Source organism: Paenibacillus sp. A3M_27_13 (assembly GCF_024213315.1).
Lineage (GTDB): Bacteria > Bacillota > Bacilli > Paenibacillales > Paenibacillaceae > Paenibacillus > Paenibacillus polymyxa_B.
On the sequence record NZ_JANAVE010000001.1, the window covers coordinates 1,039,429 to 1,065,942 of the forward strand.

General features: G+C 42.7%; 21 protein-coding genes and 1 pseudogene. 7 read left to right on the forward strand and 15 right to left on the reverse strand.

The window, feature by feature from the left end; translation table 11 throughout:
• Window positions 1–90 precede the first annotated feature (90 nt).
• Complete coding sequence (locus tag NLX82_RS04605; protein ID WP_028540431.1) at window positions 91–807, reverse strand: metal-dependent hydrolase; 717 nt, start codon at window positions 805–807, stop codon at window positions 91–93.
• 438 nt (window positions 808–1,245) lie between these two features.
• On the opposite strand from NLX82_RS04605, the gene exlX reads away from it, so the two are divergent.
• Window positions 1,246–1,959 carry an expansin ExlX gene (gene exlX, locus NLX82_RS04610; RefSeq protein ID WP_023989541.1) on the forward strand — a complete coding sequence of 238 codons (714 nt, stop codon included), beginning with the start codon at window positions 1,246–1,248 and terminating at the stop codon, window positions 1,957–1,959.
• Window positions 1,960–2,184: 225 nt separating this feature from the next.
• Complete coding sequence (locus NLX82_RS04615; protein ID WP_076158631.1) at window positions 2,185–4,446, forward strand: helix-turn-helix domain-containing protein; 2,262 nt, start codon at window positions 2,185–2,187, stop codon at window positions 4,444–4,446.
• Between the two features lie 125 nt (window positions 4,447–4,571).
• Here NLX82_RS04615 and NLX82_RS04620 read toward each other — a convergent pair whose 3' ends face one another.
• The 5 genes from NLX82_RS04620 to NLX82_RS04640 form a co-directional block, all read right to left on the reverse strand.
• Window positions 4,572–6,113 carry an extracellular solute-binding protein gene (locus NLX82_RS04620; protein WP_023989543.1) on the reverse strand — a complete coding sequence of 514 codons (1,542 nt, stop codon included), beginning with the start codon at window positions 6,111–6,113 and terminating at the stop codon, window positions 4,572–4,574.
• 111 nt (window positions 6,114–6,224) lie between these two features.
• Window positions 6,225–7,118: a carbohydrate ABC transporter permease gene (locus NLX82_RS04625; protein WP_013311212.1), complete on the reverse strand. Its 894-nt coding sequence runs from the start codon at window positions 7,116–7,118 to the stop codon at window positions 6,225–6,227.
• A gap of 18 nt (window positions 7,119–7,136) precedes the next feature.
• A complete protein-coding gene (locus tag NLX82_RS04630) occupies window positions 7,137–8,132 on the reverse strand; it encodes an ABC transporter permease (RefSeq protein WP_023989544.1) in 996 nt (331 codons plus the stop codon).
• 234 nt (window positions 8,133–8,366) lie between these two features.
• A complete protein-coding gene (locus tag NLX82_RS04635) occupies window positions 8,367–9,143 on the reverse strand; it encodes an NAD-dependent epimerase/dehydratase family protein (protein ID WP_053325807.1) in 777 nt (258 codons plus the stop codon).
• A gap of 229 nt (window positions 9,144–9,372) precedes the next feature.
• Window positions 9,373–10,260 carry a DMT family transporter gene (locus NLX82_RS04640; RefSeq protein ID WP_053325808.1) on the reverse strand — a complete coding sequence of 296 codons (888 nt, stop codon included), beginning with the start codon at window positions 10,258–10,260 and terminating at the stop codon, window positions 9,373–9,375.
• A gap of 217 nt (window positions 10,261–10,477) precedes the next feature.
• Here NLX82_RS04640 and NLX82_RS04645 point away from each other — a divergent pair, with 217 nt between their 5' ends.
• Window positions 10,478–11,227 (forward strand): YdcF family protein, encoded by a 750-nt coding sequence (locus tag NLX82_RS04645; protein WP_068942413.1) that lies wholly within the window; start codon window positions 10,478–10,480, stop codon window positions 11,225–11,227.
• A gap of 101 nt (window positions 11,228–11,328) precedes the next feature.
• On the opposite strand, the gene NLX82_RS04650 is transcribed toward NLX82_RS04645, so the two are convergent.
• Both NLX82_RS04650 and NLX82_RS04655 read right to left on the reverse strand, forming a co-directional pair.
• Entirely contained in the window at window positions 11,329–11,790 is a 462-nt protein-coding gene (locus tag NLX82_RS04650; RefSeq protein WP_068942415.1) for a 2-thiouracil desulfurase family protein, read from the reverse strand.
• A 250-nt stretch (window positions 11,791–12,040) separates the two neighbouring features.
• A pseudogene (locus NLX82_RS04655) lies at window positions 12,041–12,130 on the reverse strand (RNA polymerase subunit sigma-70); the annotation flags it as partial.
• 230 nt (window positions 12,131–12,360) lie between these two features.
• Between NLX82_RS04655 and NLX82_RS04660 the strand changes: the two are divergent.
• Complete coding sequence (locus tag NLX82_RS04660) at window positions 12,361–12,990, forward strand: TetR/AcrR family transcriptional regulator (RefSeq protein WP_023989549.1); 630 nt, start codon at window positions 12,361–12,363, stop codon at window positions 12,988–12,990.
• Window positions 12,987–13,961 (forward strand): alpha/beta hydrolase, encoded by a 975-nt coding sequence (locus tag NLX82_RS04665; RefSeq protein ID WP_254347516.1) that lies wholly within the window; start codon window positions 12,987–12,989, stop codon window positions 13,959–13,961. Before NLX82_RS04660 ends, NLX82_RS04665 begins: the two co-directional genes overlap by 4 nt.
• A gap of 601 nt (window positions 13,962–14,562) precedes the next feature.
• Here NLX82_RS04665 and sigK read toward each other — a convergent pair.
• The 3 genes from sigK to NLX82_RS04680 form a co-directional block, all read right to left on the reverse strand.
• On the reverse strand, window positions 14,563–15,264 hold the full coding sequence (gene sigK, locus NLX82_RS04670; protein ID WP_013311218.1) for an RNA polymerase sporulation sigma factor SigK: 702 nt from the start codon (window positions 15,262–15,264) through the stop codon (window positions 14,563–14,565).
• Window positions 15,265–15,330: 66 nt separating this feature from the next.
• Complete coding sequence (locus NLX82_RS04675; RefSeq protein ID WP_023989551.1) at window positions 15,331–15,513, reverse strand: hypothetical protein; 183 nt, start codon at window positions 15,511–15,513, stop codon at window positions 15,331–15,333.
• 33 nt (window positions 15,514–15,546) lie between these two features.
• Entirely contained in the window at window positions 15,547–15,876 is a 330-nt protein-coding gene (locus tag NLX82_RS04680) for a hypothetical protein (RefSeq protein ID WP_226887735.1), read from the reverse strand.
• Between the two features lie 146 nt (window positions 15,877–16,022).
• Here NLX82_RS04680 and NLX82_RS04685 point away from each other — a divergent pair, with 146 nt between their 5' ends.
• A complete protein-coding gene (locus tag NLX82_RS04685) occupies window positions 16,023–16,532 on the forward strand; it encodes a discoidin domain-containing protein (RefSeq protein ID WP_023989553.1) in 510 nt (169 codons plus the stop codon).
• A 55-nt stretch (window positions 16,533–16,587) separates the two neighbouring features.
• On the opposite strand, the gene NLX82_RS04690 is transcribed toward NLX82_RS04685, so the two are convergent.
• From NLX82_RS04690 to NLX82_RS04705, 4 genes are all read right to left on the reverse strand, one after another.
• Complete coding sequence (locus tag NLX82_RS04690) at window positions 16,588–21,174, reverse strand: fibronectin type III domain-containing protein (protein ID WP_254347517.1); 4,587 nt, start codon at window positions 21,172–21,174, stop codon at window positions 16,588–16,590.
• Window positions 21,175–21,367: 193 nt separating this feature from the next.
• Window positions 21,368–22,246: a hypothetical protein gene (locus tag NLX82_RS04695; RefSeq protein WP_023989555.1), complete on the reverse strand. Its 879-nt coding sequence runs from the start codon at window positions 22,244–22,246 to the stop codon at window positions 21,368–21,370.
• A gap of 210 nt (window positions 22,247–22,456) precedes the next feature.
• Window positions 22,457–23,926: a transthyretin-like family protein gene (locus tag NLX82_RS04700; protein ID WP_254347518.1), complete on the reverse strand. Its 1,470-nt coding sequence runs from the start codon at window positions 23,924–23,926 to the stop codon at window positions 22,457–22,459.
• 272 nt (window positions 23,927–24,198) lie between these two features.
• Window positions 24,199–25,680 (reverse strand): Ig-like domain-containing protein, encoded by a 1,482-nt coding sequence (locus NLX82_RS04705; RefSeq protein WP_254347519.1) that lies wholly within the window; start codon window positions 25,678–25,680, stop codon window positions 24,199–24,201.
• A 307-nt stretch (window positions 25,681–25,987) separates the two neighbouring features.
• Between NLX82_RS04705 and NLX82_RS04710 the strand changes: the two genes are divergently transcribed.
• Window positions 25,988–26,476 carry a hypothetical protein gene (locus NLX82_RS04710; RefSeq protein WP_023989558.1) on the forward strand — a complete coding sequence of 163 codons (489 nt, stop codon included), beginning with the start codon at window positions 25,988–25,990 and terminating at the stop codon, window positions 26,474–26,476.
• The last annotated feature ends 38 nt before the right edge of the window (window positions 26,477–26,514 follow it).

Consider the following 26,514-nt stretch of genomic DNA (forward strand, 5'->3'; position numbering starts at 1 on the left):
GAGAATCGCAATCTATAAAAAAACAGTCAAGACACGTACAACGTGCATTGACTGTTTTTTTAATTTAATAGAAACAAAAGATAGAACATATCAAATCAAATGCTTATAACGAAGCAAAGCAATCACTACAAGTACAGTAGTTAAAGCAACGCAGACGTTTTCTACCTTAGCTCCCTTCCGGGTTCCAGTACTCATCAATTTAAATCGCAGCTTCCATTTAAACGGCGGCAAAGGTTTAATTCCATTATTCGTCAAGGAATCTGCCAGTAAATGCAGCAAGTACGCCATACCTCCAGCCAGCCATATGCTGTCACCGTGCAAACGTGTCGTACCATAAAGCAGCGCAGTCCATGCGACGGTTCCGTATACCGTATGTGTCAACCCCCGATGTGGGACTAGCGTACAAATGATCAGCAGACACCCGGCGATATAATTCCAAGGTGCATATGATTCTCCATACCAGGCTAGGCCGATACCAATTAAAAAGATAATAACCTTGCGCATGGATCGTGAAGGCATAAAAGAAGCACTGATCATCAGCAAAGCCAACACAAGATTCCATGGAGGTGGAGCCAAACGGGTAAAAAATACCCAACCAGCAGCCCCAATCATTAGAAGCTGTACGAGCCTAAGCATTTTGGTTGGTAGCGCTCGGCTCACGAGCATGGAGTTAGGCTCGTCAATATCCGGCAACAGTGAACCGACCACAGCAGCTGCCACGGCAGCCGGGGTCACTTCGTATCCACTTAGAGCTAATACCGACAGGGAGACCCCGGTTCCAATAATCAAATGGGCTCTTCCCATCATGGTGCAAAACATCCTTTCGTTGCAGCATACAACAGAGTTCAACATCACTCCATTTGAATCAGCATGATTCGATTGTATACGACAAACAAAAGGAGAACAATAGTTCGCTTATTCTATTTAAAAGACTTCATTCAAAAGTCCTAGTTTCGTCCCCATTATTAAACCCCTCCTCTGTGCTTACTCTCCAGTCAGCCCTGCCCTCTGTTATAAGGCTACATCTTCCTGACCTTATCGCGGCTGCCCTGCAAACTTTCTGCGAAAAAGAGCACAGTTCAACCATTTCCCAAAAAACAAGACATATGGCCTATGAGTATGTTGACAAACATCTTCAATATTTTCTTTTTGCCTCAAAGTCCTATTGTACAATTTGAAATATTAGGTAATATAGTGTTTATATTTACTATATGAATCTATTAAATGAATAAGGAGGAAATGATTATGCAAAAAAAATCGACGTTCCGAAAGTTCAAAACCATCGGTCTGACATCGTTGCTAAGTCTTGTATTATTCGCCCTTCCCGCTTCAGCTGCTTGGAATGATACATACACGGGGTACGCCACATATACGGGATCAGGTTACTCTGGAGGGGCATTACTGCTTGATCCCATCCCTTCGGATGCCAAAATTACAGCGCTTAACCGCACACAACTGAATTATAACGGAATCAAAGCTGCATTAGCTGGAGCCTATTTGGAAGTTCAAGGTCCCAAAGGGAAAACAACCGTATATGTAACTGATCTTTACCCTGAAGGTCCAAGTGGCGCGCTCGATCTGTCCCCAAACGCGTTCAACCTGATTGGAAATCAAATAGACGGAAAAATCAATATTTCATGGAAAGTTGTCAAAGCTCCGGTTAACGGCAATGTCTCCTACCGCATTAAAGAAGGCAGCAGCCAATGGTGGGCAGCCATTCAAGTACGCAATCATAAATATCCGGTCTTGAAGATGGAAGTCCAACAAAACGGACAATGGCTCAATCTCGAAAAACAGGATTACAACCACTTTCTAGGTACTAACTTAGGAAAACAACCTCTGAAAATACGGATTACGGACATTCGTGGTGTCGTGCTGAACGATACAATCCCAGCTCTAGCGGAAAATGGTACAGGCGGAGCCTATATCGTTAAAGGTAACGTTCAATTTCCTGACTAATTGTAGTACCGTTATCTTTCCTTCTTTTATTTAAATAGACAAACCCGGCCGGGAACCGACGCAATCCAATGCGTATAAGTGTTTCTGGCCTTTTTACGAAAAAATCATTATTTTTCACAAAGAGTCGGTTTGTTCACTGTCCTGTTCACAAGATCACACGTATAATGAATACATAAATAGGGTGTACTTTACAGCTACGTGCACACAGACAGGAGGCCTGTTCATATGAGCAATTTCAAAAAGCATCACAAGCTTCACAGCAAATTGCTGGTCAGCATTACGTTATGTATTACGCTAACGTTGCTGGTATCCACCACTGTGTATTATTTTTACTATATTCGCGTGGAAAAGGAGCAGGCATTCGAGGCCAATCACAACAGCTTGACGTTGAGAAGCAGAGAGGTTATTAACATGACATCTATTGCTCAATCGTTGGCATTCCAAATGTATCGCAGCAGTACCCTGTCCAAGTTGTTGTATTATCCAAAACCTAATGTATATGATGTAACCGCTGCCATGACCGAATTGAACAATTATCTTAACTCTATGCCGTATATCGAATCCATCTACGTGTTTAACCCTAAAAGCGGCACCTTCTACATTGCTTCCTCACAAGGTCAAAACGGGCTATTCAGCAAACATGAACTGGCTGATACAGATATCATTCGCGTGCTGGATCATTATCAGGACTATAAACCCTTTACGCCTATTCCACGCACGTATCCACTGCTGTCTGCCTCAGACTCCAGAGCTGAAGTAGAGCAAGCAAGCCCAGATATCGCAGCCTATACGTATTTATGTTATGACGCAATTAACTCGAACGAAGCAATAAATTCGGCTGTGATTGTGAATGTGTCGGCGGCATGGATGAACAAGGAAATGGCGGCGAATCCAATCTCAGGCGGGACCGCTTATATTTTAGACGATCAAGGTAGACTGTTGTCTGGTACAACACTGACAGACGAAACTTTGAACGAAAAAGAACAGCTATGGCTGCACACGAGAGTCAAAAAACAAGAAACAGGCTATTTTGTAGAAGACTTTCATGGTAAAAGATCCCTCATTTCCTACACCTCTCCAGATGGACTAGGTTGGCAGTATATTAGTGTCACACCATATGAAAGCGTTATCAAAATGGCAAGTGTTATTCGTAATGCGATGTTACTGATAGCCGCCATCATTGCATTGGCAGGATTCGTGGCTTCGTGGCTGCTGTCCAAAATGCTGTATACGCCTATTGGCCAAATTGTTGTGCATATGAATTCACTGGAATCAGAGAAACGAAACAGTATGTACACGATCCGGCAAAACATTTTAAGAAATGTGATCCGGGGAATCCGAAATCTTCCTGCTGGGGAAGAACCGGAACGATTGCGCGAGCTTGGGATTACGTTCCAGTTCGACAAAGACTACCGCCTTGTGCTGCTGCGCATAGATGAATATACCCGATGGCAAAGCGAACGTGGACCTGATCTGCTACCCTATAAGTTTGCAATCATGAACATTGCTTCTGAAATATGCGGACAGACGTACCAGGTGGAGACCGTTGATATGGATGAGGACAGTGTACTGCTGATGCTTAACATTCTCGATCCCGCAGAACATACAGACACTGTACTGCTAGAAACTTTATTACGCCAAATACGTGAAGCTTGCTTTGAATATTTGAAGCTGAGCGTTTCACTGACTTACAGTGCCATCACAAGTCAACCAGAACGGCTGCATCTGCTGTATCGCCAAGTACAAGACGCATCTATGCACCGATTTTTTCAGGGGCACAGATGCATTATTAATGCGCAAAACACTACAGAGGAGGATATCCAAAATACTTACGTATATCCAGCCGATAAAGAGAAAAAAATGTTAGATATGCTACTGTCTGGTCATACAAAGGATGCACACAGTATGTTCAAAGAATTATTGATGCATATGGAAAAATATCCTTTTTCCTCTGTTCAAGTGGCGATATCCCGGCTCATCATGAGTGTAAATAATGCTGTTCGGCATATCAGTGAGCTCAATGGATTTGCTATAGAATCTAAATCTGAATTACCATCCGCTGATCGGTTAGAGACCGCTGAGAATCTTATTGATCATTATCAATTGGTCTTTGATCATATTCGCTCCAGTCTATCGGAAAAACGAAACACGAAGCAGGAACGACTGGTACGGCAAATTAATGAACGAATGGAGCAAGCCTATACGGATCCCAATTTTTGTCTCAATCAGATTGCGGAAGAACTGGATATGTCGCCGATCTATGTCAGTAGGCTATATAAGCAACAGACCATGTCAACTATCGTGGACGTCATCCAACAACTTCGTATTCGCAAGGCCTGTGAGTTGCTGGAACAGACCGACTGGTCCGTAGCTGACGTAGCAGAACAAACCGGATTTGCGAGTAGCTCTTATTTCCATCGTATGTTCAAACGTAGCTTGGGTGTAACACCGACAGATTTTCGCCGTTCTAAAGCAAATGCGCAATAAGTAAACTGCTCTACACGCCTGCTCCGAGAACGGAACATTGCTCCCAAAAAATAGACTGACATTAAAAAAGCAAGCCTCCAACTTTCTGGAGACTTGCTTTTTTCTTTATCACAATTCTTTATGTTTTATTTAATCCCCTTCTCCTTTACATAGGCTTCCCATTGTTTTGTATATTCGGTTTGAATTTTCTCCAAACCAGCTTGGTTTGCCTTTTGCAAGAAGGTCTGCAAGCCTTGATCTACATTGTCGATCAGTCCAGCTTGGAGCGGATACAGATATTGCTTCTCAACCTGTTCTAGAGCTGCTTTTTCTGCTTGATATGTCGTGTAGTCCTCTGCAAAGCCTGTAAACAGGTCAGGCTTCTGGATTTTATCCAGCTCGGCAAAAATTTTCTTCACACGGTCAAAGCCAGAATCAAACAGCATGTATTCCGGGTTACGCCAAGCCCAACTATTCATACCTTCGCGTGAAAATCCATTAGTACTGCCGCTACCTATCATTTGGTAGTAACCATCTTTGACTTCGTAGTTTTTGCCTTCAATACCATATTGCGTGAGCAGGTTATAGCGTTTGTCCGTCACCAGCTTTTCATAAAAGGCCAATGCGCGCGCTGGATTCGGGCTGCTTTTTGGAATCGCAAAGCCGTTATGAATCGGATGCACTGGAGTTGCATAACCTGTCGTCAAAGGGAATGGGTAGTACTCGAGCTTCCAGTCCGGGTGAGATGCTTTGAGCTTAATGACCATATCATTAAACCGGGTTGGATTGTCACCGAAAATACTCGCTGCTTTACCAGAAGTCACTTGATCCTGAAGCGTATCTTTTACGTTTAATACGTTTTTGGGAATGAATCCTTTATCGGCCCAGCGTTTGTAAGTGTTCAGCTCTTCCTTTTGTTCATCCGAGCCCCAAAATTTATATACCTCTGTTGGTTTTTCGTATTTAATACCGATACCGTAAGGCAGTGTGCCCACACTCTTCGTTACTAATTCGGTATATCGATCATGCAGATTTCCCTTAATATCGCTGTTCAGAGATACGGTTTTCATATTTGGCTCATGCTGACGTATCCCATCCATATAAGCCTCATAACTTTTCATATCTGTCGGTTTAGGCAAATTGTACTTCTCACGTAAATCCTCACGCCATACAAAACCGTTTGTGACATATTCTTTATACGTGCCAGGCACGGTATAAATTTTGCCTCCGATTTTAACTCCATCCCACATGTCCTGAGGCACAAATTTTTGCAAGGCAGGTGCAGCCTTAGGCAGCAGATCGTCTAGCGGCAGGAATGCGCCCTTTTTGGCATAGGCCTGATACTGCGTCCAATCTGCAGTGAAGATCAGGTCGATAGGCTGACCCGAAGACAATAACAGCTTATATTTTTGATCCCAGTCTGTCCACGTCGTATAGTTAAATTTGACGGTGGCATTCAGATCTTTTTCCGCCAACTTATTGATCTCTGTCTCAATGGTAGGCAAGTCCTTAGGAGCATCCCCCAGCATATAAAATTGCAGCTGTACTTTCTGGGATTTATCATCCTCTCCATTTGCTTTTTGAGCGCTGTTTCCACTACCTCCTCCACATCCGGCTAATAGCGCCGTGATGACCATTACTGCAATCAGGATGGACATGCGTTGTTTTCTTTTCTTTGTGAATGTCATGTGAATCCTCCCTTTGAAATGGTAGTCTGATTAAATAAAACGCTTACAAAGAGTGCTATTTAGATGGCACAACGTCAGCACGTCATGCCATCACAGTCCTTGAGTGCCACTTTAGCCTTTTACCGCACCAATGGTCAATCCCTTAACAAAATAGCGCTGTACGAACGGGTACAGCAGCAAAATAGGTCCGGTAACCACGATAGCCATTGCCATTTTGGTCGACTCTGTCGGCATATCGTTGGAAAGGGTTACGCCAGTACCTGCACCCATTTGAGCGATAAATTGCATGGAGTTAATTACATTATACAGATAATATTGCAACTGGTATTTATGCGGATCGTTAATAAAGAGTGAGGATGAGAACCAGTCATTCCAGTAAGCCAAGGCCAGAAACAGTCCCACAGTGGCAATACCCGGTGTAGATAAAGGCAACACAATTCGATAGTAAATTTTAAAATCACCCGCACCGTCAATTTTAGCGGACTCGAACAGCTCTTCCGGCATGGAGGAACGAATGAAGTTTTTCATTAAAATGATCAGAAACGGAGTCATCAATCCCGGGAAAATAAGCACTGTATACGTATCAAGCAATCCTAAATACTTCGTCAGCATAATGTACCAAGGTACCAAACCGCCTCCGAACAGCGTCGTAAAGTAAATATAGAATGAAAACGCATTACGGTATTTAAAATCTTTGCGTGCCAGCACATATCCTGCCATCGTCATCAGGAACAGGCCCAACGTCGTACCTACAACCGTGGTAAAAATCGTCACCCCGTATGCCCTTAACACCTCTTCAGGAAAGGTGAACACCGTCCGGTAACCTTCCAGTGAGAATTGCTGTGGTATAAAGTGATATCCATCCCTGATAATCGATTCATTACTGGTCAGTGAAGCCGAAATAATAAGTAGAAACGGGAGTAAACAAGCAATGGAAGCAATAATGATAATCACATAAGAGATAATTTTAAAAATTCGAGTGTATACATCCTCTTTGATCGCCATCCGTTTGGGTCCTCCTTTCTAGAATAAGGCATACTCGTCGTTCAACTTGCGGATGATATAGTTCACGGTCATGATCAGTACAAAGCCGAATAATGATTGGTATACGCCTGCCGCCGAAGCCATCCCCACATCAAAAGTCACTTTCAGCGAACGGTACACATAAGTGTCCAAAATATCCGTCGTATTGTACAGCACCCCATTGTTGCCGATTAACTGATAAAAAAGATCAAATTGTCCTTTCATAATACTACCAAGCGCAAACAACAGCAGCACAACGAATGTCGATTTAAGCATAGGAACGGTAATGTACCAGATTCGTTGAAAAATGTTGGCCCCATCCATTTTAGCTGCCTCATAATATTCGTCACTGATACCTGTAATCGCTGCCAGATAGATCACCATACTGTAGCCGAGATTTTTCCATAAATAGAACAGGATAATCAGGAAAATCCATACCCATGGTTTGTTGTATACATCCACGCGTTCACCACCAAATTGCAGCAGCAGCGTATTCAGGAAACCATTATCATAATTAAATATGTTATACACGATAACACTTAGAATAACGAAAGAAACAAAATAAGGCAGGAACATCACGGATTGAGCGATCTTTTTAAAGTAGCGGCCTCTCAGCTCATTCAGCAAAATAGCGAGAACAATCGCTAGCACGTTACCGAGTAAAATAAACGCTGCATTGTATCCGACCGTATTCAATGTCAGTTTTGTCAGCGTGCCGGATTGCCATAGAAAGCGAAAATTTTGGAGTCCGACGAACTTGGCATCAAACAGGCTGGTATTAAAGTCGAACTGGGTAAATGCATAATAAATACCCACCATAGGAATGTAGGAATTAATGAAGAAAAAAATTAAAGTGGGCAACAACATCAAAAATAATACCCGATTGCGGAACAGTTCATAGAAGAACCCGTGTTTTCTACCCGTTCCCAGCCTCTTACCGTTCAGGCGGGAATCCGTTGTAAGCATTGCAGAATTTTTGGGCATAGGCTGATTCAATGTGAGTCACTCCCCCTCTGTATACGTTACCGACAGCAAAGTTTGTAGCACCGCCGCCGTATAACTATATTTTATGTAAGCGCATTCAAAATGAAAAGTGAAGCCTCTCATGCTTCATGAACAAAGGAGTGTCCTGAGGAGTGAACAATTCGGATATTTGTGAAGTTTTGTGTAATATGAGGCGTCTAATCGACGCCTTAAGCCTATTCATAAAGCATATTTGAACGATCTAATCTACTCCTTTTGCCCACCCTGGAATGTGGTTTCATCCTGTTTTACCCAAAATCCGATTTTCTTTGCCTGCTCCAGCAGCTCAGCGGCATTATCCTGCGGCTTATATCCGATTAGTTCTTCCAAGTAGCCAATGTCATAATAATTATCCGTATTGGCTGACGTACCGTACAAATTAAGATAGCTCATCTCCGGACGAGCTTCGATACAGCAGACAGTCAGACGGATCATATCGCGCTCGGAGATCCAAATATGAGCGGCGCGCTCCGAATGGGGCCGATCATCTCCAGGAAAATTTCCGATACGGATATTCATTGAAGATATTTTGCCCTGATCGGCATACAGCCGTCCTAACAGTTCAATGTAGCACTTACTCAATCCATAAAAACTGTCGGGTCGGTAGGGATCTTCTACATCTATACTTTCGCCTACTTTATAAAACCCTGTGGCATGATTGGAACTGGCAAAAACAATGCGTTTTACCCCATTTTTCACCGCAGCTTCATACAGCTTGTAGGCTCCACTAACATTGCCAGACAGCACTTTGCCGAGGAAATCCCCTTCATCCTTGATCCATGCAAAATGCAGTACCGTATCCACTCCGCGTGTAAGCTCAGCCAGTCGTGCAGCATCATGTATATCCATTTCCACAATCCCTGCCTCTTCATCCCTCTTCACATCAGCAGCGATTATTTCATATTTACCTTCCGCTTTTAGCCCTTCATACAATACTTTCCCAATTGTACCTGCTGCACCTGTAATCAACAATTTTCGTGCCATCGTCCGCATCTCCCTTCTTTGCTTGGTTGTATGCTGTCATCCATATCATAATCTTAACCAACTCCCCAGGGAGGAAACCCCTTAAACTCTCGAATTAGGCAGGTCAAAGCCCACGTAGCTGTGTCTCCTGTCGGCATATAAAAAGGGACCCTGCTACTGTGCAAGAGTCCCTTGTTGTTACTATAGTTTCAAGTTCTATCTTTCAATCTCTTGGTTTCAACTACTACGCTCAAGCTTGTCGTACTACTCTCGCTCTGCGATTAACCAAATAAATGCTAAGCCCGATTAAGATTAACCCGATAAGCAGGAAAGCCGTAATCGCTTCGCCCAGCACCAACGAGCTGACAAACACCGAGATCACAGGCACCAAAAACGTATAAGACGCAACCTTACTCGCATCCCCTGAATTAACAAGTGTGAAATACAGCAACCAGGAAAGTGAAATTCCCAACACCGTGCCGAATATCAGCCCTGACACATACGGGACATTCCATACGATATCCGACCAGTTTTCCGTCACCGTTCCAGCTCCCGTCAGCACGATGCCTCCCAGTGTACATTGGAATGCAACCAGCCACAGCGAATCCACACGCTGGTTTACCTTTTTCACATATACCGTTCCCAATGCCCAGCTCACGGCTGTAATAATGGCGATGATTACACCTGCCACAGCCACATGCCCTGAAAATCCGCCCACACTGACAGCTGCAACGCCCAAAAATCCGATGATCAATCCAATCACCTTGAGTCTGGACATCGCTTCCCCTAGCCACATCCATGCAAAAATACCGACCAACACAGGCTGGAGATATACCAGCACAGAAAACAAGCCGGAGGGGACGTACATCAGTCCCACTGTTTGCAGGCCATAAAACAGTACCACGTTAAAAATACCTGAAATAGCATACACCCGCCAATTTTCTTTCCAACGAATGCGATTCCATCTCGGTACTAAAATCACTCCCAACAGCAGACCGCCCAGCAGTGTACGTAGCCCTGCAAACAACAGTGGAGGTGTGAATTCCAAAGCGACTTTATAAATGGGCCAAGAAATGCCCCATAATACAACCAGCAGCGCGATCATCATTATCCGCTTGGCTGTCGTTAACTCTCCCATGACGCTCTCGCTCCTCTATGAAAAAAATCACTAGACTTTATATACTACGCCTACAGAACGACTTTATCAAACAAAAAATATGTATTGGAAAGCTCCACCTTTCATGCCCGCTTGTTCATCGAGGTATGTCTTCGGACAGAGGAATCCAGTCATTTTCCTATGTTACAATATACCAAAAAGATAGATAAAGCTTATAAGGATAGGAGGTTGTCTGCACTTGATTTATATCATCAAATTTTTGTACAGCTTTGTGCTCCCTCCCGGTTTGTTCATCCTGGTGATGGCAGGGCTCGTGATCTGGCTATGGAAAAGGGCACGTATACCTGCCGTCGTATTGCTTCTTGTCACATTGCTGCTGTATGTTTCCTCGACCAATTTGGCTGGAGATTTGTTAATCAGTAGCCTGGAAAAACAGTACTCACAACCCCGTACCGTTCAAGGCGATGTCATTGTCGTACTTGGGGGCGGAGCCACACAGGGAACCCCCGACATCAATGGACAAGGCAATCTGCTAGGATCTGCGGCTAATCGACTGCTCACTGCGGCCCGACTGCACGAAGCAACAGGCTTACCTATTCTTTTCTCCGGCGGGCAAGTGTTTGGAGACAGTGGTAATGAAGCAAATATTGCGCAGAGGCAGCTACTAGGACTCGGTATTCCGGCAAAGGACATTCTGATCGAAAACCGTTCTTTGAACACACAGCAAAATGCCGTATATACATCGCAAATTTTGGGAAAACATCAACTCACTAGACCTGTTCTGGTGACCTCCGCTTTCCATATGCCACGTGCTGCACTGGAATTTCAGCGTGCAGGCATGCAGGTCATAGCTTATCCTACCGACTATCTGGCAAGTGAAAAGCTGGCACTGTATGCTGGCAAGCTCTCGCCGTCTGCTGGGGCCATGTCTACAACCGGAACAGCCCTCAAGGAATACCTAGGAATTCTTGCATTAAAGCTTAAATAATGTGATGTCTAATTGTATGCGGCACACAGCACAAACAAGCGTCTTGCGCTCGCAGGTATAAGCCTGTAAGCTAGCAAGGCGCTTGATCTACCATTTCATATTTAATCCAAGAAAATATCCGATATTTGTTCTTCCGATATGACCTTAAAGCCTTCCTTTTTTAACAAAGCCGAGGTTACCCCGTTACCTGCTATTTTACGGTTTTCGAATGACCCATTATATATTGCTGCTGATCCGCAGGACGGGCTATTTTCTTTTAAAACAACAAATGTTGCGTTAACCTCTCTGGCTATATTCAGGGCTTCGTACGCACCTCTAATGTACATATTGCTGACATCGTTGCCTGAAAACTCGACCACCTTGGCTGTGCCGTTCAGCACATCCTCCCCTGTCCCTCCAACAATCTCAGCAGGCTCTCTCGGAGTCACAAAGCCCCCCAAAAGCTCAGGACAGATTGTCATAGCCTTCTTTTCCTCTACCAACTTCTGAATATGTACATCCAGGCTATCCGTCCCGTTATATCGTACCTTCATGCCCGCCAAACACGAACTTACCAGAATCATTAGTTCCACCTCATATCCATTGCATTCACTATTAAGTAGTTAAAGTATAAACAAATTTTCTCGTAGAGTCATCGTGCGAAAATTTAGACTCGCCACTACGTCCGCGTTCCGTAAGGTTATTCGTCCAGCTGATGTCATAATCATGATCCTGCGCTCTACCCATACCCTTTTGAATTCTGTTCGAAATACAAGTAATGAAAAAAGGCCCTGATTAGGGCCTTCAAATACTGCGGGAGTTCAACGGATCTCCTTTGTCATTTATCCCTTCTGTTTGACTTTCAATGGCCTTGATCAGTCCGATGGTACCGAAGGATATGAGGTCCTCCAAATCTTCACTGGTTTATCAAATTTAAGGAAGGCGGAACGTGTACTCATCCAAAATAACCTGATAAAAACAAGCCGGAGGCGCATGTTGGGCAGCACTACGGCTTATTTTTATTGTTGAGGTTCACCCTGCTCGTAAGTAAGATAAATTCACTCTTGCTATAAGTCGTAATTTAAGATATATTATTAATTAAATAATCAATCATTTAATTAATAAAAGTTTAGTTTAGAGAGAGGGGAATACATTTGGCAAGACCCATCAATGAAGAAAAAAGACTGGAGCGGCGTAAACGTATCCTAGAAGAAGCTGTTGTCCTGTTCGCAGAAAGTGGATATTCTAATACCACAACGGCAATCATTGCGCAGAGTGTAGGAGTGACTCCTGGAACCATTTTTCAATATTTCCCTAGCAAAGAAGCTTTATACTACGCCGCTGTTCTTGAGCCGCTTGCTGATATTCAGGCGAAATCGCTTGCTTGTCTACAACAAGAGGAGACGCCGGGCGTATTGATTAAGAACATGGTGGCAGAACAATTCAACCATATCTACTTCTATATAAATGAATTGCGGCTTGTTCAATCTGTCTTAGGACAACGAATAAGATTCCCTGAACTTACACAGAAGGTCCTTGAAAGTATAAAGGTAATGACAGATGCGATCGAATGCGTCTATGCCAAGGGACAGTTAATGGGAGAATTCAACAAAAGCTTTTCTCCAGCAATGATCTCTCGTGCCTATATCTCTTTCTTAAATGGAGTGGGCTTAACTCTTGCAGAAAGTATTATTCATCATCCCGAGTGGGAAAATCTGAAGGGGCATGCCTTTTATTTGTTCGCACCCATACAACCTAAAGAAAAACTGGAGGAGTCTGAATGAGTCAGGCATCATTACAACCCGATCTGACATTTAACGTTCGTGTAAAAAAACGAAAGAAAATTTTATGGAGCCTAGGGATCGTGCTTTTGCTTGTGATGGCTCTTATATTTTTTATATCTTATAAAGTAGTAGACACCTTGTTGCACCATCCTAGAGACACTAATGTCAGCTACGGATTGCATATCGATAAAACTCCCTACGAAGAGGTCGAGTTCAAGAGTTTGAAAAATGATAATACGATTAGAGGCTCCTTCTTTCCTGCAAGCGGTCTTTCTGGTAAAGAAAGTAATAAGACGATTATTGTCGTCCATGGATATACGAGCAATCGTTTAGTCAAAGGGCGGACCCAAAAGTTAGTAGAGCATTTCGTTCCGAAAGGCTACAATGTATTGGCATTTGACCTCAGCTCACAAGGTAAATCCGATGGTGATTTGATTACACTGGGCCTCAATGAAAAATACGATTTGCTAGGAGCTGTAAGCTATTTAAAATCGAGAGACCATACGGGTGATAACATTGGAGTTATTGGCTTTTCAATGGGTGCTGCTACTACTTTGCTGGCCGCAAATGAAAATGATGACATCAAAGCCGTAATTGCAGATAGTCCTTTTCGTAATGCTGGTCTATTTCTGAGAGAGGGTTTGCCCTTCTTTTCAGGTTTACCTGCGTTTCCATTCAGTTATACATCGACATGGATGGCAAATTGGGCCTTTAAGGTTGATCTTGATTCCATATCTCCTATGGATGCGGTAAAAAAGATGCAAGACAAGCCAGTTATGCTTATTCATGGTACTGGAGATCAGCAAATTAGTTATAAAAATACAGAAATTATTTACGAGTCCTTAAAAGATAACCCAAAAGCAGAAGTATGGTACCCGCAAAATACGGAGCACATCGATGCCATCAACCATTACCCCATTGAATATTTCAAAAGAGTAGATCGCTTTTTGGATGAGTATGTAGGAAAATAAATTCAATCCAAGAGAGCCAACTAGCGAAGGAGCTTGTCCTGATGAAGTGAAAATACCCAATAATATCAAGCATTTTTATCCTGTAGTGTAGAAAAACACTACAGGCTTTTATTTGCGTTTTAAATGAAAATACATAGCAAAATAGTTATTATTTAAGCGAAAAAAAACAGTGTACGAGTACTGAGCATGTTGATAAAAACAAAAAGACAAGCGTATGCTGTTCACTGGTCAGGAGAAGATCCTTTTTAGAGATCATTTGAACAAAGACCCGGAATCGAATTAATGAACTAGAAAACAACGCGTTCTCTACATGAGCAACAAAGAATAGTTCATCTGATATTTCCCATCTTGACAGTATTAAAGATATTCGGGAATTAAAGCTTATTGAACGAGTAACCACACTTATAGAAAAATTGCCTAGCGCTTTTCAGCGTAAAGGAGCAGTTGTTTTTATAGGATAGCCTTATATAAGAATATTGGATGGGCAGAGGGGGATGCAATTTAAACACGCCTCTGAAAAGAAGCAAGTAATTGAACTATGAAAAAGACCTAAAAAGGCCCTGTTAAGGGCCTCAAGCGGCTTCATATATCTCCTTATCCATTACCCCTTCTGCTTGTAAAATTCATGGTACAGCTTCATTAATGCACGCTTTTCAATGCGGGACACATACGAACGCGAAATCCCCAGCTCTCTGGCAATTTCCCGCTGTGTTCGTTCCTCTCCTCCGGCTTCCAGGCCGAAACGGCCAATCACCACTTCTTTTTCACGCTCATCTAAAATATCCAGGTTGCGATAGATTTTACTCTTCTCGATTTTAAGTTGTACTTTATCTACAATATCGTCCGCCTCGGTGCCGAGGATATCAATCAAAGTAATTTCGTTTCCTTCCTTATCAGTCCCTATAGGATCGTGGAGAGATACGTCTTTGCGTGTTTTTTTCAGAGATCGCAAATGCATCAGGATTTCATTTTCTATACAACGGGCTGCAAATGTTGCCAGCTTGGTGCCTTTCCCGGTCTGAAAGCTTTCAATGGCCTTGATCAGTCCGATGGTGCCGATGGATATAAGATCCTCCAAATCTTCGCCGGTGTTATCGAATTTTTTCACAATATGGGCCACCAGCCGTAGGTTATGCTCAATGAGTGTGTTACGGGAGTGTGCATTGCCTTCGGCAAACAGCTTTAGGTGTCGAGCTTCCTCTTTCTCAGTCAATGGCTGCGGAAAGGCGTTGTTTTTCACGTAGGAAACGAGTAGCGTCAATTCCTTGATGAACAGAGCGATAGCGCTAAATAGTCCGGGCACGGATGACACCTCCTGAGGTAGTTGCGAACTTACCGGCCTTTGTTACTTACCGGGCTTGCGGTCTGTTTATTGTATGTAGGCAGGTGCCCATCCGTGCCTGTACTCCGAAAACTGCTCCGTAACAATTTGCCGGATATCTTTCTGGAGCAACCTCCAATACTTAATTCGAAGCATAGAGATCTCTTCGACACAAATCAACGCACTCCATATAGCCAGAGGAAAACCCGGGATACGCTTTACATTATTCATCACTTGGTTTCCCCATTTTCTTTCAGTAGAGTATTAACTTCTTTCTAGATATGACAATGGAAGTGGCGAATAGACCATTGTATCTCCATCTTCATCTCGTTTTAAAATAATAGCAAACTCAGCACCATTACTTTCATCGCCTCTTGGCAACGGAAATATCATAGCCGGACAACGCAACTCATAATTATGAGGAAATTCTTTTCGAAAGTTCTCTAAAGCATAATTCAGAATCGCATCTATTTTGTCGGTAAGCACATTAAATCCACCTATTACAAAATCATTATATTCTTGGGAAGCGGTGTACTTCTCAAATAATTTTCTTTTATATTCCTCAACAGTACTAAAACAAACTTCCCAATCCAAAGGGAAAATGCCATCTCCCAAATAATAAGTGTATAACTAGTATGCATTCCATCATCAAGGAATATATTCATAGAGAGTTTCATATAAATGATATGAATCAACCTTTTCGACACATTCAAAAATTAAACTTAAGGAGGAATTTCAACATGGCAAAATTCAGTCAAAATCCAGACGACTATACTTTTTCCGTGGATCCTGTTGTTATAGCAGAGGAAAATGTTTCAACGAACGGAGATTCTAAAAATACTTTTCCGAAAAATGTTCTAATCGATAATAATCTATATTGGGAAAGTAGTTTAAGCGGTAAAGGTGGAGAAATCATCTTCAAATTAGATACAGGTAAGACGATCAATGATATTCTTTTAGCTCAACCATCTTCTCGAGCTTTTATACTTTCATTTTCTTTTTACGGCTCTAATGACGGAGAAAATTGGTTTAGGTTAGGTGAAGTCGAAGCTTTGCCAACCACTGCAAAAACAACCTATCAATTTAGTAATGAGATTCCTTTTTCATATTATAAAATAACTGTACTTTCATCTGGGATGAGTAGTACAACCTCCTATTATGGTATACGATATATTCAGCTAAAAACCGCACTCATTAATGGTGTTCCTGCCTACAGAGCATCCAATATAAACCCCGCTATTGCGGAATAAGTTAAGTTAGTACACACAAAAAAAAGGGCTGGCCAACGCCGCCCCTTGATTCGTTCTATTTCATTTGAAGCATGTTATAAATCATCTCAGCCGCTTCCGCACGTGTGACCTCCTGCTTGGCCCGAAAGCTACCATCTGGATATCCTTGTACTAAATTTATCTCCGTTAGACCAAGCACATCCTTTCTGGCCCACTCGACAATTTGAGAGGAATCCGAGTATGCACTGCTTTCTTGCTGTGGTGTAGCCTTGATAATGTTATTCACCATTTTAGCCGCCTGCTCACGGTTAATGACCCGATCTGGGCCAAATTCTCTAGTACTAAACCCGCGAGCGACCTGATCTTTAATCGCCGTTTTGAGAAGATCAACGTACCACGCCGATGGATTGATATCCTCGAAACCTAAAGTCACATCTGTTTCGAGCGGTAATTTCAAGGAACGGACCAGCATAGAAGTGAACTCCATACGCGTTACAGGTCTGTTCGGCTCAAACAGCGTGTGGGTTATTCCCTTTACTATACCCAAATCGGCAAGCACATTTATTTTTTCTTTATTAAATATCCGATCAATGTCACTAAAATGATTTGGCTTCTTCTCAACGGTTGAATCCTGAATGTGCTCTGTTTCTATCGGTTCCTTTATAACAGGCTGAATCGGTTTTACACTCTCCGCCCCTCCTGCTCCGCCACCTACGTCCACAGTATTACCCGTTGTTTTTCCATGCGCTTGTTTTGCCTCTGTGCGTTTTCCTTGACTATTTTCTGCCCAAAGTTGAACTGTATACAACTGCTTCTCTTTAAGTTGTCTCCAGATATAGCTTCGATCCTTACCACGATATAGCTCTGTTCCTCCTTCACTGGCAAGGACGAAAATATCATTCTCATGGTCTGATTCCCAATGGATGATAAATTCACTATTCGTTGTTTCCGTCTTCAAAAACGCAAACGCTGGAGACGGCAGCGTCTCGACCTGACCTTCTGTCTGCTTACCTTCACCACTTGTGTTCACTGGCTTAATGGTAATACGATACACTGTAGAACTGTCCAATCCATCTACTTTAAATTCATGGGTGGTCGTATGACCGATAAGCACCTCGTTTTGGTAGACATTGTAAGCATCTGCACCCGAAGCTTCTTTCCACGTAACAACCAAATCGGTATCTGTTACTTCTTTCACTGTCAATCTATTGTCTGGTATTTGACCTGGCAAAGCGCGAAGCGTAAAGGGAGCTATATTACCTACCCCCGTTGTATTCACGGCCTGTATACCAAACGAGTAAATCATACCAGGCTGGATATCTGAAAGCTTAATATGGGCATCTCTGGTGTTAAAAACTTCCCCCGTATCTTTACGGGTTACAGTATATTGAGAAGAGCTCTTGATTTCATCCCAGCTCAGTGAAATCTGGCCACCCTCAAGTTCTGTAACATTAACATTTTGTACTTCAGGAGGAAGTGTCAGCAGCTCACCCAACGCTGGCTGGCTGAAACCACTACTGTTCCCACTGCTCACTTGAAAATCATAGTTTCTCCCACCTGTTAAACCAGATACAACCACACGTGGTTCCGTACTATAATAATTTTGACCGTTGATCGTTACCTTATATTGAGTTGCCCCATCAACCGGGGCCCATATCAATGTGGCATCGTGCTCGCGAACATCTTCAGCTGCAAGTTGCACAGCCGAATCAGGTAGTGTTAATGCCTTGATAGATGTATCTTTACCCGTGCCACTTCGATTGTAGGCTCGTATTTTAATATTGGCAGATCTACCAGCAGGCAAGCCCTCAAACGTATAAGAATGGATACCACGCGCAACCCGCACCTTCGGTTCATCGTTAACATTCAAGATGTATCCTTCAGCCCCCTGCACATCCTGCCACGAAACACCGATAGCATACACATCCTTCGTCACACTCGATAATGTCGTTACTCGATCAGGTAAAGTGATAACTCCCAGATGGGCATAGTCTCCGAATCCTGTTGCATTTTCAGCGGAAACGTTATAACCATACTCTGTTCCCGCCTGAAGATCAGTATCGGTGAATTCTGTATACACATCGTTATAAACCGATACTTCGTCACGTTCTAGGGCGTAGTAGGTGGCAGTGATTACAGAATTCCACTTCAAGTCGATTCCATCTTCTCTTACAGTTACATTCCGAAATCCGTTCGGGCTGTCTGGTAGACTTAAAAAAGATACATGCTTTGCTGTACCCTCTCCAGTGTCATTAATAGCTGATACAGAAACATCGTAATATTTACCAGGCTTCATTCCCGTAATTGGATTATACACATCCTGTGTAACCGTATCCTTAAATATGATTTCTCCCGTACTTACGTCTGCTGCTGTAATATTATATTTGTTAGCTGATGAGACTGGCGTAAAGTCAGCCATGATTTCTGCAGAATGACGAGAGACAGGTCGTAACTGGACATGCTCAGGGGCATCAGGTAACGTTAATATATGGACTCGATTGGAATAGGCATTGCCTCCTACATGATTACTAGAACGGACTTCATATTCGTATTGCCGTCCTCCTTGTAGCCCTCTATCTGTAAAAGAATTTGTCGGATGCGTAACATCCCAAACCTCATTAGTTGTTAGATTTCGGACTGTATAAACGTAACCATTATCAAGACCAGACGGGAGAGTCCACTGCAAATCAGCTTCTGTATTTCGTATGGATGTCGCAGAGAGCACAACCGACTGGGGCTGCTTTTGAATACGAAGTGCACTGCTGACCGTTTCATAAATGTTACCCACCCTGTCTTTGACCTTGGCATGAACATACCATTCACCTTCATCTGAAAGATCCATCTGGATTGTTGTATCGGCTGAAGCATCCCAGTTTTCTGGTGAATCAGGGCTGTTCGTGATTTTATACTGCATTGTGGATGACTCAATCCCCGAATGCTGATCGGCATATCGTATCCTCACATGAATATGGGTATCTTTCCATTCACGCGAATCCGGCGTCAGTTGAATCGTCGGTGGTTCCAAATCAATATAAGATATTGCGGATACTGGATCACTTCGATTCCCAGCTGCATCTACAGCTTGAGCAGTCAATTTTACGATACCCGAACCATTTAATATTCCAGACGAACCAGACACATAGGTGCCAGAACCCAATTGATATTCATAATGTACTGCTGTAGTATCCGTCGCACCCGATAGAGTAAACTGCACTGGCTTATTGGTATATCCGGTAGGTATCGTCACCTCGGAAAACGTAACTTTCGGAGGCGTTGGCTTGGTTCGATCAATCATGACCGATTGAGTCACGATTGGACTAGACACGTCGAGATTATTGATCGTCCGCGCTGATAATTCGTAAATCCCTTCTGCATTTAATGTAAAAGTACCCTTGTAGGTCAACCACTCCCCTGATGGAATCAAGCGATACTGTGTCATCTTAATTCCATTTGTAAGGTCACTTCCTGAATCAATGGTAATATTCACATCATGGTTCGTTGGGCCTGTTTCACTAGCCCGGATGACAGGAGCAGTCGGTCCCTTTTTATCAATGGTGACTTCTTTACTTACTTCTCGGCTCACATTACCGACGCCGTCAATGGAGCGTGCATGTACCGTGCTTTTGCCATCTTTATTCACATGAAACACTCCATCATAGTCCTGCCAATCTTGATTCACAACGCCCGTCAAACGAAATTGAGTATGGGCTAGTCCAGAATAATCGTCTGTTCCCGGTTGTAATGAAATCGTATAGTCATTACTGTTTCCCGTTGCGTTTAGGATGGGTGGAGTTGGTGACATCTTGTCTATTCGGACATTCCCGGAAGAAAGACCACTATACTGGTTATTCACGTCTACTGTCCGGGCATAGATCGTATTTACACCGTGATCATATACAGTAAAGGGACCTGTGTATGGCTGGAATGCTCCTCCATTCAGGCTATATTCATAGTATTTTAGCCCTTCAGGAGCCACGTCCCCATTTATCCACACGGTTACGGGTTCTTTGGTCCATCCTGTAATCGCTTGTCCCTCTGTACCTGCATGGATCTGAGGTGGTTTAGGCATTAGGTCCGATTTGGGAATAACACGGATTCCAAACTTGGATATTTCATTGCTTGTCTGTTGGTTAGTTCCCATCGCTCTGAAATATCGAACATCCCTTAATGTAATAGAGTCGGTGATATCTATCCATTTTCCCTGGTAAAATCTATCGGCATAGAATTTCGTTACATTAGTCCATGTGTATAAGTTCGTTCCGTTAGGCCTCCAACTGTCGCCTGCTGCGTTATTAGATGTATATATATCAGTATGATACGACCCTTCAATGTAAACAAAAATTCTATAATCAGAAGTCTTAATAGATCTTCCAATATCAATAAAACGATTTGTCGGCTGCGTAGTACCATCACATTTATACCTGGCCGAACCCATGCCAGTGTATACTTCCGTTGCTCCTATCCCACTTCCTGACCAAGAGCCCCAACTGTCGCCTCCACCCGGCAAATTGTTTTGGCAAAAAGGTCCTCCCATGATCTCCTGAGTAGCAGCTGATACCCTTTCCGGAAATATGGGAATTATCGTTAATAGTAGGACTACAGCCAAAAATCCGTACACCCACTTCCTATACTTCCTTACCTTTCGCTTATTTTTTCGATACATACACTTCTCCTTACTTTATTTTATTTTCAAAGAGTTTTACAAACTCGCTTCGGATAAAATAGAAAAAGCACCTCAAACGAAGGCGTTAATGCCTAAGTTTGAGGTGCTTCCTCTATATCACGAGTATGTTTTGAAGCTATTATACTTCGTTCCAATCAGGTTGTAAACAGAACTGACAAATTATTTGAAGGTGTTAATGGACCTGAACGCCTAAGTTCCGAAAAAATCCTCGCATATTCTGCATGTAAGAATCCTGAGTAGCGGAAGATTCCTTAAGAAGATTTTGCATACTGTTCATAAAAGCAGAAGCTGATGTCGTATCCGCTTTGTCAAACCGATTGTTTAGCGGTGTGTTATTGAGCAACTCTGCGTTCTGTCCCGTACGTTCCTTGTATTTCTCAATCCAATCGGGATGTTGAGGAACCTTTTGCGCAAAATTTAACAGTTGGCTCAGCCCATTTCCTCCACCTTTAATATCATTCATGTACGCAGTATATTTTTGAGGATCAACCTGCTTCATCACTTCCGACAGCTTGACATAATCCTCAGGAGCACCTGACGGACGATCTATTGGAGTCGTGTAGCTAATATCTCCGGTCTCTGGATCAGTGGATCGTGTCAAAGCAATACTAGCAATCTGGTTCATGGTTTCCAGAAACTCTTTGGCCTTGTCGCCTTCCATGTAATGATCGGCAATATACTTGGATTGAGTAACTCCCATCTCCAGCAGCACAGCTCGTTGACTCTCATCCGTTACTGTTCCGTCGACGATAAAATTAGATTCAATCATACTGTACACTGCATTAGACACTTCTTCTGGCTGACCTTCCAAAACCCGGTTTAATGAATCATTGATCTGTGTTGTACCGAAATACTTGGCAGCCTGTGATACAATAGCTCCTTCCGCCAACTGTCTACCGGCTTCACTAATCTCCACGGAGTCTTGAACTACCACTCTGGAGACCTGTTCTTCATGAAGCTGGGGTGGTGGAGCTTGCTTGCTTGTCGGATTGATCCGTAAGCTACTTGCATTAAGAATCGCTTGCTGTGCTCTAAGAGGTCCAAAATTCATTCTATTTCCTCCTGTCATGTTTGTAACAGGCAATCTAAGGCGTATGTATAGTGTAATGTGACCCTGTTTCTATATATATCGGACAAAGCATATATGGAATGAACATATGCTTTGTCCTAAAATTGAACAAATATTGAAACGAACTACTTTTGTTTCAGATATAAAATATTCAAGCAACAAGTTACCTTAAGTGTTAGCTTAACCCGTCCATCAGCCGCCATAAATACTATAGGCAAAGTGATATACAATATCTGTGTCTATAATCGAAGTACCTGACACCTGAACGGCTACCCCTGATAGATCATAGTAGTGTGTAAAACTGATGGCTCCAGACAGGTATTCCGCTATACTTCCAGTGGAAGATGGCAGGGAAAGAGTCACACTAAAGGCTCCATTCTGGTCCGTATAAGCTGTGCCTGTACGAGTACGATTCCCGCTGCTTTCAGTCCAGTTCTGATTCAACCATGTCACATCAACAGGCGCATTTGCCACTGGATAACCATCAGTTGTCTTAACTACACCCTTCACGGTAAGGTTGCTGCGTTGATTAACCCGATAATGACGACCATATGAGTAGTTCGGATAATCATTAGGACCATTAGCAGAATCATAGCCGGTAATTTCAATTTTGCCAGCCCGAAGCACTGGCTTCAGTGTAAGTGTGTACAAATGATTGGGTGAATACTGATTGGTTGTGTACACTCGCACATAGTAGGTTCCTGTATTTAAGCTGACATTATGGTTCGTTTGCGGCAAAAGCGCCATTTGGTTTCCGGTAAGAGCTCCGTAGACTTCCGCTTTGTAGCCATAACCGTCCGAAACACTGTCAAGCTTTACGTTCAAAGCATCATAATTGCGGCTGGCAGGGATCGTAACTTGGTACCAGTCATTATCAATGCCTGAATGAATGGAGCGTGAATTAAGCGATGAACCGCCCGTACTAAAGGTAAAGTTATAGGCATGGAAAGCACTCTCATCTGGTTCATATGCATCGTAGCTGGAGCTTGTATCGACCGTTAGATAGAAAGGATCATTGATGCTGGAACCCTTTTTGGCATGAACAGCAATCGCATATGCCTTTTCATATCCGGTAGCGTTACGGATTCCTACGTTCTCAGGAAGTGAGGCAGCCCCCTGTTCATAATTGTTAAAATAAGTACCATAGGTGGATGCGTCAATGGCATTAGGATTAATGTCACCTGTCGTCATATCAAACTCATATAAGTATAAGTCATAGTCAAGCTGGGCTGAAAATGGACCATCCAACTGGGACTGCAACAATTCACCAGGCTGCAAATAGATCGGATATAAAAATTGTGTGCCTCCCTCTTGCGTAATCGTACCGGAATACGTAGCAGAGGAAACTGTGGCTGATGCAGCCATTGGGTTTGCCTTCAGCGAAGAAATGGGTTCCCTTTTCAATGATGTTGTCTCTGGTGTCTTGAAGTTGAGATTTTCTTGCATGACATAAACCGAAGACGTAACGTTGTCTGGCTTGTCTGCTCGCGTTAAACGCTTAATCACGTCTTCATTTCCAGTTGTTAGCTGAATCTCGGATTCCGCCTTAATCGCTTGATCCGATGCAGCCTCCGTGCTTTCACTCGCATTCGCAGTCATTCCGAAAGCAAACAGGAGCATCATGCTTAACATCACTGCAATAGCCTTTTTGAACCTCTTCATACTGAAATCCCCTCTCAAATAGTTTAAGGAATTCCCGCTATCCCCGGATAAACCAGGGTGATTTCTAGGCTGTATGGCTCTATCATAAATCATCTTTGGTTCTATTGGAATATATTATGCAAAACAATTTCTATTTGTAATCTATGAAAACAAGACCATTTTCTTATTCTTGGTGAATAAACATGAAAAGTCGCTCTTTCAGAAATGGAAAGCCTCAGCTAACCATTCAAAAAAAGCGACTCTCATGAATCAAAACTACATTAAAGCATATCTTAATTTCTCAAGCTATAAGCAAACAGATAAACAATGTCCGTCGCACTAATCGAAGTTCCATCGACCTGAGCGGCAACTCCTGTAAGATCATAGTAGTGTGTGGAACCAATTTCACTTATATAATCTACATTTTTTCCTGTCGATTGTGGAAGAGAAAGGGTCACACTGAATTTACCGCTATCATCGGTGTACGTAGAAGCCGTTCTCGTACGGTTACCGCTGCTCTCGCTCCAGTTCTTATCCAGCCATACGACCGTGACAGGAGCATTGGGAACCAGTTGACCATCTGTTGTTTTCACAACACCGTTCACGATCAGACTGCTGCCTCCGTTAATACGATAATGACGACCGTAAGAATATGTCGGATAATCATAATAGCCATTGGAGTTATAGCCGGTAATTTCAATTTTGCCAGCTCGAAGCACTGGTTTAATCGATAGTGTATACAAATGGTCGGCTGAATACTGACTTGTGCTGTGCACTCGTACATAGTAGATCCCTGTGTTTAGGGTAACATTATGATTGGTTTGCGGTAGAAGCACCATTTGATTGCCAGTAAGAGCTGCATATACTTCCGCTTTGTACCCATAGCTTTCCGAAGTGCTGTCCAGCTTCACATTTAATGCATCATAATTACGACTGGCCGGCACTGTAACTTGATACCAATCGTTGTCTTTAGCGGAATGGATGGTGCGGAAGTTAATCGAGGAGCCTTTGTCGTTAACCGTAAAATTATAAGCATGAAAGGCACTGTCATCGGGCTCATAGGCATCATAGTTGGAGCTTACAGCTACAGTTAAATAGAAAAGGTCATTGATGCTAGCCCCCTTCTTGGCATGAACCGCAAGCGCGTAAGCCTTTTCAGCTCCGATCGAGTTGCGAGCTCCTACGTTTTCAGGAAGAGAAGCAGCTCCTTGCTCATAATTGTTAACATAATTCCCGTAGTTGGAAACATCTATTGGATTGGAATTAATATCGCCTGTCGCCATATCAAACTCATACAGGTATAAGTCATAGTCAAGCTGGGCTGAAAATGGACCATCCAACTGAGCCTGTAACAATTCACCCGGCTGCAAATAGATCGGATATAAAAACTGTGTGCCTCCCTCTTCTGTAATCGTACCGGAATATGTAGCAGTGGACGCTGTCGCTACGGTCGCTGCGGCTTTAGATGATACTGAGTTTGCACTGGCTTTGAGCGAAGGGGTAACTCTCTTTTTCAATACAGATTTCTGTGGTGTCGCCAAGTTAATATTTTCTGTAATGGTGTACACCGAATCTGTGATACTGGCAGGCTTGTCCGCGCGTGTTAATTGTTCAATAACACTTTCCTTATCAGTTGTTAGCTGCACATTGGAAACTGCTTGAATCGCTTGATCCGTCTTCACCTCTGGGCTTGCACTCGCGTTCGCCGTCATACCGAATGAAAGCAGGAGCATTGAGCTTAGTGTAACTGAAACCACCTTTTTAAATCTTTGCATACTGAAATCTCCTCTCAAATGTATTAAAAAAAATCAACCATTCTCCAAATATATACAGGGAAATTCTAGGATGTCCTTTTCTATCATAAAGTAATTCTGGTTCAAATGGAATATACTTCTTAAAACATTCTTATTTGTAATTCCATGTGAATAGGTTTAGGTTAATCAACTTAATTTTGACACTATTTTACCATAAAAATCCTACCATTCTCTTATTTATACGATATAATCAAATAATATGGATAGTTCTTTAAGACTATTAAATAAATCGAATTACCCATAACATACATAAAAAAGGGGAATACAGATGAAAAAACTTAGCGTGTTTATGTTAGTATTATGTTGCTTCTCCATTTTGGCAGCCTGCTCTACCGATCCGATAAAAAAAGATTTAATCACGTATGTAAATGATGGAATGCTTCCTTTGGCACAAGATGAAAAAGCAGTTACTGATAAGTATGAAGCTGTGACTGGAGATAACTTTACAGATGATGTTACACTATATAATGCTTTAAAAGACGATATCATCCCGGAATACACCAAATTTGTTGATAAGTTAGAAGCTGTAAAGACGGAAACTCCTGAGGTAAGAGCCGTCCACGAAACCTACATCAAGGCCGCCAGTACTCAAAAGGAAGCCTTCATTAAGATGCTCGATGCGTTGGATAAACAGGATCTGAACTTAGTCAATGAAAGTAACACCAAGCTCAGCGAAGGTAGAAAGCTATTCAGAGATTTTGGTGAACAAGTCAACACACTTGCTAAAGAGCATGATGTGGAGATGAATAAGAAATAAATAAAAAACTCCCTTTATGGGAGTTTTTTTATACTTCA